The organism is Methylophaga thalassica (assembly GCF_030159795.1).
GTDB lineage: Bacteria > Pseudomonadota > Gammaproteobacteria > Nitrosococcales > Methylophagaceae > Methylophaga > Methylophaga thalassica.
This window is the reverse complement of the sequence record NZ_BSND01000003.1, coordinates 603,286-623,712: the sequence shown is the minus strand read 5'-3', so window position 1 is coordinate 623,712 and position 20,427 is coordinate 603,286. Positions and strand designations below refer to the sequence as shown.

At 45.2% G+C, this 20,427-nt stretch carries 16 protein-coding genes; all 16 read right to left on the bottom strand.

The annotated features are described in order from the left end of the window. Nucleotides 1-3: 3 nt before the first annotated feature. Nucleotides 4-1,290: a phosphopyruvate hydratase gene (gene eno, locus QQL60_RS03230; protein ID WP_284722401.1), complete on the bottom strand. Its 1,287-nt coding sequence runs from the start codon at nucleotides 1,288-1,290 to the stop codon at nucleotides 4-6. Between the two features lie 36 nt (nucleotides 1,291-1,326). Next, nucleotides 1,327-2,172 carry a 3-deoxy-8-phosphooctulonate synthase gene (kdsA, locus tag QQL60_RS03225; protein WP_040576241.1) on the bottom strand — a complete coding sequence of 282 codons (846 nt, stop codon included), beginning with the start codon at nucleotides 2,170-2,172 and terminating at the stop codon, nucleotides 1,327-1,329. Nucleotides 2,173-2,176: 4 nt separating this feature from the next. Beyond that, nucleotides 2,177-3,808 carry a CTP synthase gene (gene pyrG / locus QQL60_RS03220; RefSeq protein WP_007145521.1) on the bottom strand — a complete coding sequence of 544 codons (1,632 nt, stop codon included), beginning with the start codon at nucleotides 3,806-3,808 and terminating at the stop codon, nucleotides 2,177-2,179. Between the two features lie 85 nt (nucleotides 3,809-3,893). Next, a complete protein-coding gene (gene tilS / locus QQL60_RS03215; protein ID WP_284722400.1) occupies nucleotides 3,894-5,234 on the bottom strand; it encodes a tRNA lysidine(34) synthetase TilS in 1,341 nt (446 codons plus the stop codon). Between the two features lie 8 nt (nucleotides 5,235-5,242). Continuing rightward, entirely contained in the window at nucleotides 5,243-6,199 is a 957-nt protein-coding gene (locus tag QQL60_RS03210) for an acetyl-CoA carboxylase carboxyltransferase subunit alpha (RefSeq protein ID WP_007145523.1), read from the bottom strand. Between the two features lie 59 nt (nucleotides 6,200-6,258). Then, entirely contained in the window at nucleotides 6,259-7,359 is a 1,101-nt protein-coding gene (locus tag QQL60_RS03205; protein ID WP_379008017.1) for a PilT/PilU family type 4a pilus ATPase, read from the bottom strand. 95 nt (nucleotides 7,360-7,454) lie between these two features. Beyond that, nucleotides 7,455-10,952 (bottom strand): DNA polymerase III subunit alpha, encoded by a 3,498-nt coding sequence (gene dnaE, locus QQL60_RS03200; protein ID WP_284722399.1) that lies wholly within the window; start codon nucleotides 10,950-10,952, stop codon nucleotides 7,455-7,457. A gap of 31 nt (nucleotides 10,953-10,983) precedes the next feature. Continuing rightward, the gene (locus tag QQL60_RS03195; RefSeq protein ID WP_007145526.1) at nucleotides 10,984-12,744 is read right to left on the bottom strand and encodes a mechanosensitive ion channel family protein; all 1,761 of its coding nucleotides are present in this window, start codon (nucleotides 12,742-12,744) and stop codon (nucleotides 10,984-10,986) included. Continuing rightward, nucleotides 12,741-13,790 carry a beta-N-acetylhexosaminidase gene (gene nagZ, locus QQL60_RS03190; protein WP_284722398.1) on the bottom strand — a complete coding sequence of 350 codons (1,050 nt, stop codon included), beginning with the start codon at nucleotides 13,788-13,790 and terminating at the stop codon, nucleotides 12,741-12,743. Before nagZ ends, QQL60_RS03195 begins: the two co-directional genes overlap by 4 nt. Nucleotides 13,791-13,802: 12 nt before the next feature. Beyond that, nucleotides 13,803-14,312: a L,D-transpeptidase gene (locus QQL60_RS03185; protein ID WP_284722397.1), complete on the bottom strand. Its 510-nt coding sequence runs from the start codon at nucleotides 14,310-14,312 to the stop codon at nucleotides 13,803-13,805. Continuing rightward, complete coding sequence (locus QQL60_RS03180; RefSeq protein ID WP_284722396.1) at nucleotides 14,305-15,912, bottom strand: DNA recombination protein RmuC; 1,608 nt, start codon at nucleotides 15,910-15,912, stop codon at nucleotides 14,305-14,307. The genes QQL60_RS03185 and QQL60_RS03180 overlap by 8 nt, the downstream gene beginning before the upstream one ends. 99 nt (nucleotides 15,913-16,011) lie before the next feature. After that, nucleotides 16,012-17,031, bottom strand: coding sequence for a vWA domain-containing protein (locus QQL60_RS03175; RefSeq protein ID WP_284722395.1), 1,020 nt, complete (start codon nucleotides 17,029-17,031; stop codon nucleotides 16,012-16,014). Between the two features lie 84 nt (nucleotides 17,032-17,115). Continuing rightward, entirely contained in the window at nucleotides 17,116-18,051 is a 936-nt protein-coding gene (locus tag QQL60_RS03170; protein ID WP_007145531.1) for a VWA domain-containing protein, read from the bottom strand. After that, entirely contained in the window at nucleotides 18,048-18,587 is a 540-nt protein-coding gene (locus QQL60_RS03165) for a hypothetical protein (RefSeq protein WP_007145532.1), read from the bottom strand. The genes QQL60_RS03170 and QQL60_RS03165 overlap by 4 nt, the downstream gene beginning before the upstream one ends. Continuing rightward, nucleotides 18,580-19,596 carry a vWA domain-containing protein gene (locus QQL60_RS03160; RefSeq protein WP_007145533.1) on the bottom strand — a complete coding sequence of 339 codons (1,017 nt, stop codon included), beginning with the start codon at nucleotides 19,594-19,596 and terminating at the stop codon, nucleotides 18,580-18,582. Before QQL60_RS03160 ends, QQL60_RS03165 begins: the two co-directional genes overlap by 8 nt. Beyond that, the gene (locus QQL60_RS03155) at nucleotides 19,593-20,426 is read right to left on the bottom strand and encodes a hypothetical protein (protein WP_284452093.1); all 834 of its coding nucleotides are present in this window, start codon (nucleotides 20,424-20,426) and stop codon (nucleotides 19,593-19,595) included. The genes QQL60_RS03160 and QQL60_RS03155 overlap by 4 nt, the downstream gene beginning before the upstream one ends. Nucleotide 20,427 lies beyond the last annotated feature (1 nt).

The window sequence follows — 20,427 nt, the reverse complement described above, 5'->3', positions numbered from 1 at the left end:
GACCTAGGCTTGTTGGACGTTAAACGCCTTCATCCCAGGGTAACTGGCGGCATCACCTAATTCAGCTTCGATGCGAATTAGTTGATTATATTTTGCTACACGGTCAGAGCGTGATAATGAGCCAGTTTTGATTTGGCCAGCATTTGTCGCTACCGCTAAGTCAGCAATCGTCGTGTCTTCAGTTTCACCACTACGATGAGAAACAACAGCCGTGTAACCATTGGCTTTCGCTAAGTTAATCGCATCCAGTGTTTCAGATAAAGTACCAATTTGATTTACTTTGATAAGAATCGAGTTGGCAACGCCTTTATCAATACCTTGTTGCAGGATTTTCGGGTTAGTCACAAACAAGTCATCACCGACCAACTGTACTTTGTCACCGATTTTGTCAGTCAACAATTTCCAGCCTTCCCAATCGTTTTCATCCATACCATCTTCGATACTGATGATAGGGTATTTGTTTGCCCAGTCAGCCAGTAAGTCAGCAAACTCTGCTGACGTTAATGAGCGGTTTTCAGAAGCCAGCACATACATGCCATCTTTGTAGAATTCTGAACTCGCAGCATCCAGTGCCAGCATAATGTCTTTACCAGCTTCATAACCGGCATTTTTGATCGCTTCCAGAATGACTTCGATCGCTGACTCATTAGACGGTAGATCCGGTGCAAAACCACCTTCATCACCCACCGCTGTATTCAGACCACGGCTATGCAGCACTTTTTTCAATTCATGGAAGACTTCAGCACCATAACGCACGGCTTCTGTCAGGCTTGATGCACCGACAGGCATAATCATAAACTCTTGTAAATCAACGCTGTTATCCGCATGTGAACCACCATTAATGATATTCATCATCGGTACTGGCATCACTGCTTTTTCTTCAGTTGACAGGTATTTGTACAGCGTTTTCTTTGAATCAGCAGCGGCTGCTCGCGCTGTCGCCATAGAAATAGCTAATAACGCATTGGCACCTAAACGGCTCTTGTTTTCCGTACCGTCAGTTGCAATCAATTTATTGTCTAAAGCACGTTGGTCATGAGCATCCATCCCCAACACCGCTTCTCTTAATTCGCCGTTAACCGCTTCAACCGCTTTAAGAACGCCTTTACCCAAGTAACGGCCTTTATCACCATCACGCAATTCAACTGCTTCACGCTCACCAGTTGAGGCACCTGACGGTACGGCTGCACGTCCAAACGCACCGTTTTCCAGAATAACGTCAGCTTCGACCGTTGGGTTACCACGTGAATCGATGATTTCTCTTGCTTTTACATCAATGATTTTGCTCAATGCTCTGCTCCCGTAATGTTTTTTTGATATCGACTGTTATCGACGAGCTAACAGCTCATCTTCGATAAAGTCTTGTTGTTTTACTGTTGCATCTATTGCTTGCAGCATTTCTAACAATGCTGTCATTTTATGTAATGGCCAGGAATTAGGCCCATCACTTAAGGCTTTTTCAGGTTCTGGATGCGTTTCCATAAACACACCGGCAATACCCGTGGCTACCGCAGCACGTGCCAATACGGGTACAAACTCACGTTGGCCGCCTGAGGCTCCACCTTGTCCACCGGGTTGCTGAACAGAATGTGTCGCATCATAAACCACCGGACAATCCATATTTCGCATGGTAGGTAGACCACGCATATCAGAAATTAAGGTGTTATAACCAAAGGATGTGCCACGTTCACACAACATAATTTGTTGGTTACCGGTCGACTTGGCTTTGTCTGCGACGTGTTGCATATCCCAGGGCGCTAAAAACTGGCCTTTTTTGATATTGACCGGCAAGCCTTGACTGGCCACATTGACGATGAAGTTCGTCTGACGGCATAAGAACGCTGGCGTCTGTAACACATCCACGACACTGGCGACTTCGGCTAACGGCGTGTCTTCATGCACATCTGTCAGCACTGGCAGATTAAATTCTTTTTTCACTTTTTCCAGAATCGCTAAGCCTGCTTCCAGACCCGGTCCACGATAACTCTTTGTCGAGGTACGATTGGCTTTATCGAAAGACGATTTATAAATGAACGGAATGCCCAGCTTGTCAGTGATTTCTTTCAACTGACCTGCCACATCCATGGTCATTTGTTCACTTTCAATGACGCAGGTGCCCGCGATTAAAAATAAAGGCTGTCTGCCGCCCACTTCATGACCACATAACTGCATGGTGTTACCCTCTATTTTTTTTGTTAGCTTTGGCCGCATTAATAAACCCTTCAAATAAAGGGTGGCCATGGCGCGGTGTCGATGTAAATTCTGGATGGAACTGGCAGGCAACAAACCATTGATGTTCTGGAATCTCAATCATTTCGGCCAGCGTTTCATCTTTCGACATGCCAGAGAAAACTAAACCTGCTTGCTCAAGTTTCTCTTTATAGTTGCTGTTGAACTCGTAGCGGTGACGATGACGTTCGACAATTTCTTGCTCACCATAAATTTTCTGGGCCAGACTGCCTGGTTTCAATACACAGGGATAACCACCTAAACGCATGGTACCGCCAAGATCAGAATCATGATCACGCTGTTCCACACTGCCGTCTTCTTTTTGCCATTCCGTAATCAGGCCGATAACAGGATCAACAGTATTTAAGTCAAACTCTGTACTGTAAGCTTCTGGCATACCGGCTTTGTGACGGGCGTACTCAATCACAGCAACCTGCATACCTAAACAAATGCCCAGATACGGAACATTATTTTCGCGGGCAAACTGGGCAGTTTGGATCATGCCTTCAACACCGCGTTCGCCGAAGCCACCCGGCACCAGAATCGCATCCATATCTTTGATGCAGTCTGGTCCTTGCTGTTCAATCAGCTCAGAATCAACATAATGCACGTTGACTTTAGTTCTGGTGTGAATGCCCGCATGTATCAATGATTCAGACAGTGATTTATAAGCTTCAGTCAGTTCCATATACTTACCGACCATAGCAATATTGACTTCACCTTCCGGCTTCGTCAGGTTGTTATAAACCTGTTGCCATTGGCTTAAGTCAGCCGGTTTGGCATCTAAGCCTAATTGCTTGACGACGATGTCATCTAAGCCCTGGCGGTGTAATTCCATTGGAATTTTATAGATACTGTCGACATCGACACATGACACAACGTTATTAACGGTCACATTGGTGAATAAAGCAATTTTCTTACGTTCAGATTCCGGCAGAGGACGATCCATTCGGCAAACCAGCACATCAGGCTGAATACCAATGGTTCTGAGCTCTTTAACAGAATGCTGAGTAGGTTTGGTTTTGATTTCACCCGCAGACGCGATATACGGCACCAGCGTCAAATGTAAGAAAAGTGCACGTTCACGGCCTAACTCAGACCCCATCTGACGAATGGTTTCAAGGAACGGCAAGGATTCAATATCACCGACCGTACCACCAATTTCAATCAAGGCGACATCGGCATCACCAGCACCTTCAAAAATACAGCGTTTAATTTCATCTGTAATGTGCGGAATAACCTGAACGGTATTACCTAAATACTCACCACGACGTTCTTTACGAATCACGTTCTCATAAATCTGTCCGGTCGTGTAGTTATTGCTACGGGTCATATCCGCATCAATAAAACGCTCATAGTGACCGAGATCAAGATCAGTTTCTGCACCGTCTTCTGTGACAAAAACCTCACCGTGCTGAAGCGGACTCATCGTGCCGGGATCAACGTTGATGTATGGGTCAAGTTTTACCAACGTGACTTTCAGTCCACGAGCTTCAAGAATAGCAGCCAGTGACGCCGCGGCAATCCCCTTACCCAGGGAAGACACAACACCACCAGTGACGAAAATAAATTTAGTCATAATATGGAGAGTTCAATAAAAAACGACGCGGCCAGAATGGCTGCGCTCAAAATAGCGTATAAATTATCAGAATTGCCCTTCTCGCTCAATCTAAATCTGGTCGAAAATCTCCTGTAAGATAAGGCAGCCAGCCTTTTTCGCCAGTCTCGGCTGCATAATGTTCGGCATAACCATAGCCAACGACAGCGACTAACTCGGTTCCAACAAAAAACAGCGGAATAATTGACCGCTTCCAGGGGGGGACAGACCACTCCTGAAAAAGCTGTTTTAATGATTTATGTTGCGAATGTTCCCTGAGCCGAATCTTTTCCCCACCCTGACGATAACGCATGATTACATCGCCATTGAGTACCGATGTTTTCAAGCCATCACCAGAAGTGAGCTGCCATTTGAGCGTGCAGCCGTTGGACAAAACAAGTTCAGCAGGACCAGTGAAAGTGACTTCTGCTTGTGGGGGTTCTGAATGTTTGGATGTCTGAAGATATAAATCATCACGATAACGCCTGACTTCAACATTGGACCAGCGAACTATCGGCGTTTTGTCTTGAGCGGCACTGATCACATCCTCAATAATGCGCTGTAAAATCGCGGTAGACGGCAACTCATAACCAGCTGTTTCAATCATAAACCGCAACAGGTTCCGTTGTCGCTCTGCAGGCAGTTGCTTCACAGCAGCAATAGACAAATGTCCATCATCTTGCAGCTGACACTGTGCTCTGTCCTGTTCCGCCAATTGTGCTAATAACAGGCTAGTCTCCTGACAATGCGCGGCACTACGAGCGATTGTTTTTTCCAGCGAGGGCCAGCGCTCCTGTAATAAAGGCCAGAGGGTTTGCCGTAAATAATTGCGATTAATCTCAGTGTCCTGATTACTGGGATCATCAATCCAGTCAAGCTGATGAAGTTCAGCGTAATGAACAATCTCGTGTTTAGACACATCCAACAGTGGTCGGATAATGGTCATACCATGCGACTGACTTTCCGGCCACATAGCAGAGAGTCCTAATGGACCGGCACCACGAAATAATTGTAATAAAAGTGTCTCGGCCTGATCATGCTGATGTTGTGCCGTCACCAACACTTCATCAGGCAACAATTCATTACTCAAAGCCTGATAGCGGGCTTTTCTGGCTGCCGCTTCCATCCCTAATTCATCAATGTCCCGAACATCGACATCAATATTTTTAAATGGCATATCAAGCTTGTTGGCAACCTCAGCGCAGTGTTGAGCCCACTGCGCTGCTGCGTTATTTAAACCGTGATTGATATGTACTGCACGAACCTGAGCGAGCTGTGGATGCTGTGTGGTTGCTAACAGGTGCAGCAAGACGTGAGAGTCAACACCACCACTGTAGGCAAGACAAACAGAACGTCCTGCCGCCAGTGTTGTGATGTCAGTGATGATTTTCTGGGGATTTAATGCCACCCCGTTATTTATCCCTCAAAAGCGCCGTAATTCAGTAGTTTTTCCTGACGGCGTTTGATTAATTTATCTGTGGGGATTTTCTCTAATTCTTTCAGTTTGTTTTCAATAGCCTGTTTGACACGTTTTGCCATCTCAGGAACATTGCGATGCGCGCCACCTAAAGGTTCAGCAACCACTTCATCGATTAATTTCAGTTCTTTCAATCGTGATGAGGTCACACCTAATGTGGCCGCTGCATCCGAGGCTTTTTCTGCACTTTTCCACAAAATAGAGGCACAGCCTTCTGGTGAAATCACTGAATAAATACCATATTCAAGCATCATGAGATGATCAGCCACACCTACTGCTAAGGCACCACCAGAACCACCCTCACCGATAACCGTGCTGATAATCGGCGTTTTTAATTGCGCCATTTCAAACAGATTACGGGCGATCGCTTCACTTTGACCACGTTCTTCTGCACCGATGCCAGGGTATGCACCAGGCGTATCAATAAAGGTGATCACAGGCATGCCAAAACGTTCCGCCATTTTCATCACACGTAATGCTTTACGATATCCTTCTGGTCGTGGCATGCCGAAGTTTCTGGCGACTTTTTCTTTAGTATCACGGCCTTTTTGATGACCGATAGCCACTACCGGGCGACCATTCAAACGGCCAATACCTGTTACCAGAGCAGCATCATCGGCATAAGTGCGATCGCCATGTAACTCTTCGAAGTCAGTCAGTAATAATTTAATGTAATCAAGTGTATATGGACGTTGAGGATGACGCGCCATTTGGGTGATTTGCCAGGGCGTTAATGAGGCGAAAATCGATTTTGTCAGACTTTCACTTTTTTCCTTTAACTTTTGAATCTCTTCAGTGATGTTTAAATCACTGTCATTACTCATATAACGCAACTCATCAATTTTCGCTTCCAGCTCAGCGATGGGTTGTTCGTAGTCAAGGAAATTTAACTGCATCAGGATTACCTTAGATATTCAAAAATGGGTGAATTATACACATTAAGCCAGTAATACACTTAGCTGAGAATTAATTCATCTGGTGCGTCTGACCCGGCACTGTCATCACCAAGACGAATGGCCAGGCTCAAATCGTTACGTGAATCAGCATTCATCAATGCGTCTTCTTCTGTGATCTTACCACTGCGATACAGGCCAAGCAGCGCCTGATCAAATGTGATGGTGCCTTTTTCATTACTATCACGCATGGCATCTTTGATACTGCCAATTTCTCCTTTATTAATCAAATCGGAGATATAAGGCGAGTTGATCATTACTTCGACTGCCGGCACACGACCCGCGTCTTTCGTGGGTAATAAGCGTTGAGAAATAATGGCACGTAAGTTCAAAGATAAATCCATCAGTAACTGACGGTGCAAAATTTCAGGGAAAAAGTTAATAATCCTGTCCAGCGCCTGATTCGCGTTATTGGCATGCAGTGTCGCTAAACATAAATGACCGGTTTCAGCGTAATTAATCGCGTGTTTCATCGTTTCCATATCACGGATTTCACCGATAAGAATCACGTCAGGTGCTTCACGTAAGGCATTCTTTAGGGCATTTTCGTAAGATAAGGTATCGATACCCACTTCACGCTGTTGCACAATTGAACGTTCGTGTTTGTGCACAAACTCCAGCGGATCTTCAATGGTAAGAATATGCGAACTGGAATTACGGTTACGATGACCGATCATTGATGCCAAGGTCGTTGATTTACCGGAGCCAGTTGCCCCCACCACCAGAATCAGTCCGCGTTTCTCCATGACCACATCACCGAGCACATCAGGCAGGCCAATTTGTTCAAAGGTGGGGATCGTCGTTCTGATATAGCGAATGACAATCGAACACTCACCACGTTGACGGAAAATATTCACCCGGAAACGCCCAACACCTTTAAGCGGCACCGCGAAGTTCATCTCAAGCGTACTTTCAAACTCTTTTGCTTGCTCATCCGTCATCATCGAATAAGCCATTTCTTTCACATCACCCGGGGCTAATTTCTGGGTGCCGACTGGTCTGATAACGCCCTGAATTTTGATATGGGGTTCAGTGCCGGTGCAGAAAAACATATCTGAGGCATCCTTGTCTGCCATCAGTCTGAAATAAGGTGTCATATCCACTTTGCGAGTCCTCTTGCAACAATGCTCAGATAGTGTCTTTATCGTACAACAATGCGAGTTTCCATACTATTATGCCTGTCACGCTTTATACGCGTTCAGTTTGCCACTGTGGCGCGGTATCTGATCGTGACTTTTTGACTTTCTGGCAGCATAGCTAACTGACTCATCAATGTATCACTCGGGGTAACCTGCCAGTCATCACCTAACATAATTACCGTACTCGCCTGTTCATTCTGATATAACAATTCCAGTGATAAAGTGCCGCCTTTGAACGGCGTGAGCATATTTTTTATTTGCTCAACCCATTGGCTGGCCATCTCTTTATTATCAATATTAATCTGCAAGGAATGACCAAATGCTTCACGTGCACCTGTGATATCAAATACTTTTTCTGCGGTCGCGGCCAAGCCACCGGTAAAGTTATCCTGGCCTATTTTGCCTTGAATCACCACCAACTTATCTGGCTGAATAAAGCTCTGATATTGGTCATAGACATCAGCAAACACACGCACTTCCAGACGACCACTCTGATCATCCAGCGTGATGAAGGCCATACGACCGCCATTTTTTGACTTCATGGTGCGAATCGCCACCACCAATCCAGCAGTTAACACAGGCTTCTCATTACGCTGGTAACCTTTTGACTCAGGTGCATCCAGTTCATTAATACGTTTAGGAATAAATTCAGCCAATTCTTGCTGATAACGATCAATCGGGTGACCGCTTAAATATAAACCTAAAGTGTCTTTTTCAGCCTGTAATAAATGCTCTTCTGCCCATTCCGCTGCCGGTTCCAGAGGCTCATCCTGACCGTTGTCTACTTCCGGACTGAGACCAAATAAATCATTCTGACCACTATCTTTATTGCGACGATGTTGATCAGCAATCTGCATGGCCTTGGTAAGGCTGGCTTCAATACTGGCACGATGACCACCTAATGAATCCATCGCCCCCGCTTTTACCAGTGACTCCATCACGCGTCGATTAATCTTACGCATATCGACCCGGCGGCAGAAATCATACAGCGAGCTAAAAGCATCGCCTTGTTCTCGCTCAGAGACAATACCAGCCAAGGCTGACTCGCCTACCCCTTTAATCGCGCCTAAGCCATAGCGAATCGTTCTTTCATCTTCAACGGTAAACTTGATTTTGCTGTGGTTAACATCCGGTGGTAACACCTTCAGTTTCATATCACGACATTCATCAATCAGGCCAACGACTTTATCGGTATTATCCATATCCGCTGATAACACGGCCGCCATAAACGCCGCTGGATAATGCGCTTTTAGCCACGCCGTCTGATAGGCCACCAAGGCATAGGCTGCTGAGTGAGATTTATTAAAACCATACTCCGCGAATTTTTCCATCAGATCGAAAATAGGACCGGCTTCTTTTTCTTCAATGCCCCGTTTAGCTGCGCCTTCCAGGAACAATAAACGTTGCTTGGCCATTTCTTCCGGTTTTTTCTTACCCATGGCTCGACGCAACATATCGGCGCCACCCAGACTGTAGTTCGCTAGAATCTGAGCGATCTGCATAACCTGTTCCTGGTAAACAATAACCCCATAGGTCGGCTTCAATACAGGTTCAAGATCAGGGTGCGGATAATCGACTTTTGCCCGACCATGTTTACGGTTAACAAAGTCATCCACCATGCCTGATTGCAATGGACCTGGACGGAATAAAGCCACCAGTGCCACGATATCCTCAAAGGTATCTGGCTGCAGACGTTTGACCAACTCTTTCATACCGCGCGATTCAAGCTGGAATACCGCTGTGGTTTCACAGCGTTTTAATAAGGCGTAGGTCGGTTTATCGTCCAACGGTAAGTTGGCGATATCGATTTTATCGGCTTCTTCCTTAGGTAACAGGCTGCGAACATTTTTCATCGCCCAGTCAATGACGGTCAGTGTTTTCAGCCCCAGGAAGTCAAACTTCACCAGCCCGACACTTTCCACATCATCTTTATCAAACTGAGAAACCAGCCCCGCCCCGTTGTGCTCACTATAAATGGGCGTGTATTCCGTTAATACTTTCGGGGCGATGACCACACCACCGGCATGTTTACCGACATTTCTTGTCAACCCTTCCAGCTGTAAGGCCAGATCAATCAGGGTTTTAACTTCTTCCTCATTGTCATAACGCTCTTTCAGCAATGGCTCCTGTTCCATTGCTTTACTGAGCGTCATTTTTAATTCAAACGGGACTAATTTCGCTAACTGATCAACAAAGCCATAGGGATGACCTAATACACGCCCCACGTCACGCAGTACCGCTTTGGCGGCCATGGTCCCGAAAGTGATGATCTGTGATACGTGATCCCGGCCATAATGTTGTGATACATATTCAATGACCCGGTCACGACCATCCATACAAAAGTCGACGTCAAAGTCAGGTAAGGAAACACGTTCAGGGTTAAGGAAACGTTCAAACAGCAAGTCATACTGCAAGGGATCAAGATCGGTAATTTTTAAGGCATAAGCCACCAATGAACCTGCACCCGACCCCCGTCCAGGGCCAACGGGAACATCATTATTTTTGGCCCACTGAATGAAGTCAGCAACGATCAGGAAGTAACCAGGGAAACCCATTTGGTTGATCACATCCAGCTCAATCTGTAATCGTTCTTCATAACGGGGTTTATTCGCTTCTCTGTCTGCTTCATCAGGAAACAAGACTTCTAAGCGTTCAGCCAGACCTTTGAAAGACTCTTCACTAAAGAACTGTTCAATGGTCATGCCTTCCGGTACCGGGAAGTCAGGCAGATAATGTTCGCCCAATGTGAGTTGCAGATTACAGCGTTTAGCAATTTCAACGGTGTTTTCTATCGCTTCCGGAATGTCCTCAAACAAGGCGGTCATTTCTTCAGCGCTTCGCAGATATTGATGTTCAGAGTAATTACGTGGCCGACGCGGATCATCCAGTTGCCGACCTTCGTGAATACACACTTTGGCCTCATGTGCTTCGAATTGATCCGGCGTTAAAAAGCGCACATCGTTGGTCGCAACCACTGGCAAATCTTTTTCAGCCGCTAACGCGATAGCCGCACGGATAAACCGTTCTTCATCTTCCCGTCCGGTGCGGATAAGCTCCATATACAAACGATCAGGAAATAATGGCTGCCAGAAGGCTAATTGCTGCTCAATTTCGTCTTTCTGATGATTCAGTAAGGCTTTACCCAAAATACCTTCACGACCGCCCGACAAACAAATCAGTCCATCAGTTTGGCCCTGCAACCAGTCAGCTTCCAGCATCGGAACCCCCAGATGCTGACCTTCCATATAGGCTTTTGATAACAGGCGTGACAGATTATGAAACCCTTCCAGATTCATACATAACAACACAAAGCGTGTGCTTTGTTTTGCATCACTAGGATCGCGCAAACGCAGATCAGCACCTAATATCGGTTTCACACCGGCTTGCATGGCGGCATTAAATAATTTCACTGCCGCGAATAAATTATGATGATCGGTGATCGCAATAGCAGGCATACCTGCATCGGCCACATGCTTGACCAAGGGTTTGACTCTGACTAAACCATCAACTAACGAGTAGTCAGTATGCAAATGAAGATGGACAAACGATTTTGGCATTAATGTATTAAACCTATTTTCTGTAATTAATTTAGCGAGGGAACTCAACTGGACCAGGGATTCTATCGCCTAGCGTCTGACTGACAATAGACTCAGCTTCTGCATGGCCTTTGGCAAAGGCCTCTTCCTGAGTCATTGCTGGGGAATAAGGTGAGGCTTTGGGTACACCATTTTGACCCCGTTTGAGATAAAGCGTCTGGGTCGGGAAAGCAAACTCGATTTCCATCTGGCGCGCCAACCTGAGTACATCTAATAGAAAGCGATGGCGCTCCCGTAGCTCTGTATTCCAGTCCGGGGTAGCCCAGAACACATATAACAAAATATCTAGTGAATCCGCACCATAATCATTGAAATAAACCTGATATAGATCTTTTCGCATATAGGGATGTAACTGAATAATACGGCGGATACCTTCACAAAAACCTTCGATTTTTTCTGGCGGCGTATCGTAAGTCACAGCCAGTTTTGTCAGCATACGACGATAACGACGCGCGCCCATATTATCAATCTTGGTGGTCGTTAAAATGGAATTAGGCATGGTGACTAGAGAGTTATAAAACGTGCGGATGCGTGTACTACGAAAACCGACCTCTTCCACCATACCTTCAATATCACCAATGACGACCCAGTCACCAATATGAAAAGGACGATCCATCAACACGGTGAGTGAACCAAAGAAATTACCCAATAAATCTTTAGCGGCTAAGGCAAAAGCTAAACCACCGAGACCAAGCCCCGCTAATAAACTGGTAACGTCAATATTCAGATTATCGGCGGCAAAGACGATTCCCATCACCACCACAAACACCTTCATGCTCTTAGTGATCATGGGCACTAATAAGTCATCGTATTTAGTCTGGGTTTTACTGACTCGGGCGGTCCAATAAGCATTGAAAATATCGACCAGGCGGAAAGCACTCCAAATGCCTGAGATAGAAACCAATAACTTCACCGCTACCAGCAAAATCAGCAACGCCGTATCGGGTAAACCCAGTAAATTCAGACCTGACCACCACATCAAAGCCATCGCCATTAAACCTAATGGACGAAGCACATCATCATCTAGTTCGGTATACAGAGCATGATTATGTTTGCGACGTTTGATATGGAGTTTTAATAAAAAGGCGAGTGTTTTATCGGCGATTGAACCGATAACAATAATCAGAAATAAACCTACCCATTGCCAGTATTCTAATAAAAATCCAGATTTCAAAAATTCGGGTATGTCTGATCGTAATCTGACGCTGATAGGCAATGACACTTTTTCTGCAGACTTTTTAACCAGTTCTTTGTTATCACTCAGTTCATTGAAAATATCAGGAATGGCTTCAACTGATTCTGAGCTAAATAACCAGTCACCTTGCTCATCAGCCTGTAACACAATATCACCGCTATCGGTTCGTAAGTAAGTGTATTGTTTTGTTTTAGGATTTTGTGGAATCTCACTGAGTTTCGGCATCTTGGCGATTTGCATAATCGTATACAACAACCGGGCAGTTTCGCGGCCGCGCTCTGTTCGTATCAGGGGACTAACAGCAGATAAATCAAATGTCGAAACAGCTTGTTCAATGGCACTATTATCACCATTGGCCACCTTATCCATTGCTTTGATAAAGTGTTTTACCGTGATTCTGGGCTGTGTCAGATTCAGTTTTTCAACTGGGGGCTCGACTGCTTTTTCCTGAGTGCTTGCACTCTGCATCCCAACAATAGCCGCAGGATTGATTCCCCCGCCCGCTTGCACTGACAAGCTTAATATCATCAAAAAGAAAAACAGTAACCTCGTTGTCATGTGAGATTTAACTCCATCTCTGGGTCAGGCGCGTAATCCATGACTGTTTGAACCGCTTGTTTCCATTCAGCACTTTGTTGTAACTCATGACGCGGTGTAGCGTGTCGACCATGCAATCGCATCAAACGTGCATTTCTCAAAGGATCGGTACTGACTTTTAAACCGTCAATCACCTGCTCGACACTGCCTGGGTTATTACATACCAGCACCATGTCACAGCCGGCAGATAAAGCGGCTTCAGCACGCTCTAGTGGGCCGCCCATAATAGCCGCCCCTTCCATGCTCAGATCATCGCTCAAAATGGCACCTTGAAATTGCAGCTTACCGCGCAACATTTCCTGTAACCAAAACGGTGAAAAACAAGCCGGTAGTTTGTCATTATTTTCGTAAACAATATGGGCTGGCATAATGCCCGCCAGCTCTGTCTGGCACAAACGCGTGAACGGCAACATATCGGCTTGAAGCATATCTTCCAGATGACGGCTATCCACAGGTAACCCCAAATGTGAGTCAACTTCTACTGCGCCATGGCCTGGAAAATGTTTTCCTACTGCTGACATCCATGCCCGTTTCATGCCCTGAATATAAGCACGAGCGATGTCTGTAACAGCTAACGGGTCGCGATGAAATGAGCGATCACCAATTACCTGACTGACACCATAATCTAAGTCCAATACTGGCGCGAAGCTAAAATCGACACCGACGGCTCTTAATTCCGCCGCCATTAACCAACCGCTTTCTTCTGCTCTTTCCAACGTTAATTTTGGATGCTGATGATATTCCTTACCAATCGCTGCTACCGGAGGTAAACGACTGAAGCCTTTTCTAAACCGTTGTACTCGGCCACCTTCGTGATCCACAGAAATCAACAGATGCGGCTGCCTCAATTGATGAATCTCGTCACATAAACGGGTAATTTGCTCTACCGACTCGAAATTACGACTGAATAAAATCACCCCACCGACCAAGGGATGTTTGAGAATCTCTTTTTCTGTCTCGCTCAGCTCGGTAGCGAGCAAATCGACCATCAATGGGCCTAATGCCATAGTGATTTAACCTTATTCGTGAATCCAGACTTTAAGACCGGCATCTACCCGATCAAACAACGTCACTACATCCTGATTACGCATACGCACACAACCATGAGAGAGCGCTTCCCCCATAGGCAGTTCATCAGGACAACCATGGATATAAATATATCGGCGCATTGTATCAACATTTCCCAGTCGGTTTTTGCCGACTTCCAGCCCGCTAAGCCAAAGAATTCGGGTCAGAATCCAGTCACGATTGGGAAATTGCGCTTTTAGTGCATCATTAAAAATCTCAGCGGTGGGGCGGCGTCCAACAAAAACGCTATTGATGGGCTGATTATTGCCAATTTTTGCACGAATTTTATGCCAGCCTCGTGGTGTACAACCGCTACCATTCTGCTCACCAGGCCCATTAAGCGCTGTAGACACTGGTGCATCAAACAAAACATCATCAGCCTGGCGCAGCCAGCAATGTTGCTGTGTCAGTGAAATATCCAGCCAGACTTCATTATTATCAATCACGTCGATTTTATTCATTGGCTGATGTTTGCTGTTCACTGTGAGGCAATAACTGAGCCTCATCATCTTCCTCTATGGCTTCAACAATCATAGTCAGCGGTTCAGTCTCATAATCACGTTCAATCGTTTCTAATTGTGGCAACGATTTACTGACCTTCGTGGATAACTGACCAAAACGATCGACTTTGCCATAAAGCCCTTGTTTGCCCGCGACACCTTTGATGACCTGATTATATTGATTACTGACAGTGCCCAAGGTATTACCTAGTTTTTGCAAACGCTCGGCAACAATCGCAACCTGATTATAAATATCCCCAGCTTTTTCGCTGATTTCGCGTGCTTCAGCATTACTTCGCTCCATCATCCACAGATTCGATACCGTTCTAAGAATCGGTATCAATGTGGTGTGAGACACCAGAACAATGCCTTTTTTATAGCCATACTCAAACAGATCTTTGTTATTTTTTAATGCCTCGATATAGGCCGGTTCAATCGGCATAAACATCAATACAAAGCTGGGACTACGCATGCCGACCACATTGGTGTAATCCTTTGAAGCCAAATCATCAATATGCTTACGCACCGCTCTGACATGGTCAGCCATCGCCACCGTGTAGGCCTCTGGTGTTTCTGCTGACACAGCCCGGTCATAGGCATTCAAGGACACTTTGCTATCAATAATGATGTGTTTATTGTCAGGCAGTTTAATCAGATAGTCGGTTTGTTTCTGTTTACCTTCGTTATCTTTAAACGCCGTCTGCACTTCAAAATGGGCATCTTCAATCAGGCCACTCATTTCCAGTGTACGTCTGAGTTGTGCTTCACCCCAGGCACCGCGTTGCTGGGAGTCACCTTTTAAAGCAGAAGTCAGGTTGTGCGCGTCTTCACTCATTTTCAGGCCGATATCCAATACCTTTTTGATCTCGGCATTCAGATTGGTATTGCCTTTAATCGAGGCGTCATGGACTTCGTTGATACGTTTTTGAAACCCTTCAATTTGCTCACGAAACGGTTTCAGTAATACATCAATACTGGACTTGCTGGTATCGGTAAATGTTTTGCCTTTTTCTTCAAAAATCTTATTGGCAAGATTCTCAAATTCTTTGGTCATGGCCTGTTTGGTTTCAGCCAATTGCGCCATTTGTTCTTTGAAATGCTCTTCCCTTCTCTCGAGTGTCGTTTTTAACTCGGTATGTTGATTTGACAATGACTGATAGGCTTGTTGTAACTCTTGAAACGCGTCCAACTGCTGCTGCAGCTCTGTCTTTTTATCGCTGAATTGTTGTTGTAAAGACTGGTTATTAGCCTGTGCTGTTTCAAAGTGTTTTTCGGCCTGATGTAACTGTTGTTTTGTCTGCTCAAGACTTTGATTTAACTGCTGAACCTGCTGTTTATATTCAGCTACTGTCTCAGTCAAGCGTGACTCGGTCGAGAACGCCGTTTGTAACTGTTGCTCCTGTCGGCTGTGACTGAGTTGTAACTCATATAATTGCGATTGCAAGGCGGTTAATTTGCGACTATGACGCAAGGCAAATAACAAATACGCCAGTGCAGCAGAAACACAGCATACAATCACTAATAAACCAATAAGTTGATCGGGTGACAGACTTTCTAGCATTGTGATTCCTGCTGGTTAGAGGGTGATTTATCAACCTTCCATATGACGGCTGAATAAGCCTTACAAGATAACAAAGCCAGCGTAGAAATGCGATATTAGCTAGTGTTTATGTGCAGCCCTTTTGACGCCCCATACGGTGATAACTCGACTCAGCATAAGTGGAAACAAGCTCAGCAAAGCAAGCCATAAAAATACATCATGATGATGCTGTTTAGGCACACGTTCTTCCACAATCAATGGTTGTGATTGCTGTTTATGAATTTCATCGATGGCTTGTGCAAATTCATCTAAAGAACCAGCTTCAAAAGCCTGATAAGGCACACCCAGAGTTTTGAATGTCTTATGCAATTTCCGTTCAGGCATATCAATCCACAGCAGGCTGTCATTATCGCTGGGTTCCAAAGTCATTCCTCGCATCGAACGCAGATAAATCCAATATAAGTTCAGGCGCATTTTCTTAAAAACCTTCTGCAGATATTGTTTCTGTTCCGTCGATAAAATCTGGCCACCATCGGAAATGAGCAGAATATTTCGTGAACCCCGGTAAGGTTGGTCTTTATACATATTGACGGCCAGACTCAGTGCTTTAAAAATATCGGTTTGAGATAATCCTCTTCCAAGCCCACCGGCATTGATAGTCGCCAGCACAGCATCTTTGTTATAGGTGAGCTTCAATATTTCCGTTGATTTGGTGCTAAAAAATACATAGCCAAAACGATCATCCGGACGGCGTTTCACAAATTCAGCCAAATAATCGCGCGATACTTCGCGTTTGCTTTTTTTAACGCCGGTATAGCGTTGTAAGGTATTGCGTGGCGGACGGGCAAATTGGTCGTCCATGCTGCGGCTGCGGTCTAATAAAATGACAAACTCCGCTCCCTGACGGCTACGCTCAACGGTCTGTTCAGGAATATACGGGTCTGCCAGCGTTAAAAGCAGACAAATCATCACGATAGAAGTGGCTAACTTGCTGAGTATGAAAAGAATGCCTGACAAGTTGTCTTTCGGTATAAAGCCTTGCCAGGCTATTTTTTTTGTCGTGTTTTGAGAAAGCCACGGCAACAAAGCCAATGGCATTCCGTAGAAAAAAATGGGATGAGCCCAACTCAGCTCAAACACTATGCACTCCGATACACTCAGGTATGGATATCCTCAGATAGCAAAGACAATCCATGTCAGACACTTTTTCATTTCCGTTATCTGTTAGTCGTCTATTCGTACAAACCACCTGTAAGGTAAAAATACCAATAAAATTAGCAATAATGCCGCCCCGGAAAACCAGGCATATAAATCGTAATCAATGGTTTGCTCACGGGTATTAGACTCATCACGAATAGTGTCTACCAAATCAACCGGATCATTAGGGGAAGACACAAAAGCAAAGCCGACACGATTCGCCAATGTGGCTAAATGTGATTTTTTCTGTGATGATAAATGCTCAGTTCTGGGTTTATTCACCTGCACATCTTTATCTGCCCGCATGGAAGCATAAACATCTTCATGCATGACTTCATTCACACCCCAAACACCTTCAATCACGCCCTTATCATTAGTTTTAGGTATAGGCAGTAATTCATCTCCCCCCACACCAACAAGAATCCCGTGAACTTCACCTGGCGTACCAGCAAATTTAGGGAATAAGGTCGGGTTAATCGGCGGTGACTCATGACCATCCGTTAGCATGACAATCGTCGGTTTTGGTTCAATCTGTTTGGCCTGACGAATCGCGGTATAGACCGCTTTTGACACTTCACTAGAACGTGCCCATGCCATATAGGGGTCGACTTGCTCCAACATCTGGGTCAGATCATGATAAGAAGAACACACTTCTACCGGGTTCATCAGAATCAAACTTCTGGCTTCACTGAAAATGGCGAGCCCGGCATGAGCGCCACATGGCATTTCTAACAATGTCCTGCGAGTAAACTCTTTGGCCCAAGCCAGGCGACTGACTTTTTCACCATCAATTTCAGCGTCTTTCACGTTCATACTGTCAGTGATATCAAGGACAAAAATAGCATCCATGATTTTGACATCACGCTTGACCAGTGGGAACCATAAAGCCGCCATCACTAAAATTAATGCTGTCACCATGATAATCGCGGTCAGCAAAATACGTTTTTGGTAACTCAATCTCATGGAAGATCTACCTTGAACGCTTTACTCTCAATAGAACGCTGACTGCTGATGATGTTTTTCTCAAAATCAGGATTCACATCCGGATCTTCAGGTACAGCCCGTAAAGCCACTTCCAGATTATAGCGGGCATCCCACATATCAGGATTGATAGCCAGAGCACTACGAAAATCCTGCTTCGCCAATTCAATTAATGGTAATTGACGAGCATCTGCCTGAGTCATTTCCAGTGCTGTACGTAGGTTGATATTGCCGCGATTGTAATAAGCGAGCGTCATTAGTTCTTTCGGTGCATCACCCAAAGCAATGGTTAACTGATCCAGTGCCAACTCATGTTTTTCCTGCTTTTCAAAGTCAGCTGCTTTGGCAAAATGCGCGCGAGGATCATCAGGTACGTCTTCACTACTGGACGGTGAAGCAATGTATCGTTCAATTTGTATTTCCTGCCACAATTTAAAGCCAAGATAACTCGCCGAAGCAGCACTACAAATAATCAATAAAATCAGCACAAAACGTAATGTTTGTAATTTTTTATTCATGGGCTTTTTTCACTCCCCACCATGTGTATAAATGTGAACTTGCCAGTAACAACATTGCTAACATCGCCAACCAGAGAAAAACATCTTCCTTGGGTTCATGAGGCAGTGTTTCTTCCACAATCAGAGTTTGATAGTGGCGTCTGTCGATTTCGGCTAAGGCGTCAGCAAAGCTCTGCAAAGAACCGGCTTCGAACGCACGATATGGCACACCTATAGATTTAAAGAATGTATGTAATTTCCGTTCCGGAATATCCACCCATAACAAGTTGTCATTATCACTTGCTTCGAGTGTCATCTCCTGTCTGGACTTGAGATATATCCAGTAGATAGTCAGATTCATTTCACGGTAAATTTTGGCAATTTTCTCTTTTGCCTCATCCGTTAATATCTGACCACCATCAGACACCAATAAAACAATCCGCGAACCACGATAAGGCTGGCCTTCAAACATCTTGGCACTACTGAGCAGCGCCTCGGCCATATTGGTATCGGATAAACCTTTACCCAAGGCATTGGCATTAATGGTTGCCAATACAGCCTCTTTGTCATAAGTCAGCGGTAAAAGATTGATAGCTTTGGTACTGAAAAACACAAAACCAAAACGATCATCCGGACGATTTTTGACAAACTCGGTTAAATAATCACGGGCGACATTACGCTTGGAGTTATCGCCCCCCACACTCACCGAAGCCGCCTGTGTTTTAACGGCAAAAGGATCATCCATACTACGGCTGCGATCCAACAACAGAACAATCTCAGCCCCTTCACCGACACGCTCCCTTTTTTGTTCTGGCAGGCTTGGTGCAGCCAGAGCAATAATCAGACAGGCAATGGCTAGTGAAGACAGTGTTTTTAGTGTGAGATTGATGACTCGTGATAATGGGTCAACTGGCACAAGATTCACCCACGCCACCGTTTTGTCGAGGTTATGATTGAACCAGGGTAATAATGCCAATGGCAGTAAAAGTAATAGCCATGCATGACCCCATTCAAAGCCAGCTAGCATCATGCCATTTTCTCCTTAGCACGACATTTTTTAGCCAGCTCGAGTGATTCTGAAAAACTTTTTTGTTCCATCGGTTCGCGACTAAAAAAGTGACTTGCCGATTGCTGATAAAAGCTTTCAATGTCTGCAGCTAAGGGTTCCAGCCAAGGACATTCTGCCCAAAGAAGTGGCAGATCATTTTTGACAAGCACACGTCCGGCACAACGATTAAATGCATGGTGTAAGTGACGACTGGCTTCATCGGCATTTTTGCGACCGAGAAAACGCATCTTATTAAGCTCAAAAACCGCCGTTGCAAAAGGCAGACGATGGCGAGGACGTAAACCAAAGTGCCAGGCCAGCCAGATCAGAATGGATAACAGCAAGACAGCGATGGCAATCCACAAGTTTGTCAGCAGCTGCTGATGACTCTGTGCAGGTAACACCGCATCGGCTCGCGGCTGATGTTTGCTACCTTCCGCATTGGGTAGAAACGAGCCCAACTCGATTGTCGCTGCAGGAATCGTTAAAAACTGCCCATCCTGTGTACGCAATTCCAGTTCAGGTGTTTTTACATCGCGGGTATGAGCAGGCACGTTAATGATCTGAAACGTCAATGACATAACAGAACCTTCTGACTCACGCTTTAATAATTGAACCCAAGGTCCATAACGTTTATCAACTTGAGGCAGAGAGTGTTCCTCAAGTTGACTGCTATCAACAGGTAAATTGACCGTTGCATGAATTTGGTCACCGACCAGTAATCCCCAGCTACGATCAAAACGAATAGTGACATCTTCCGCATACACGTTAGTTGTCACCAGAGTGAATAAAAACAGAGCAAATAATCGCATT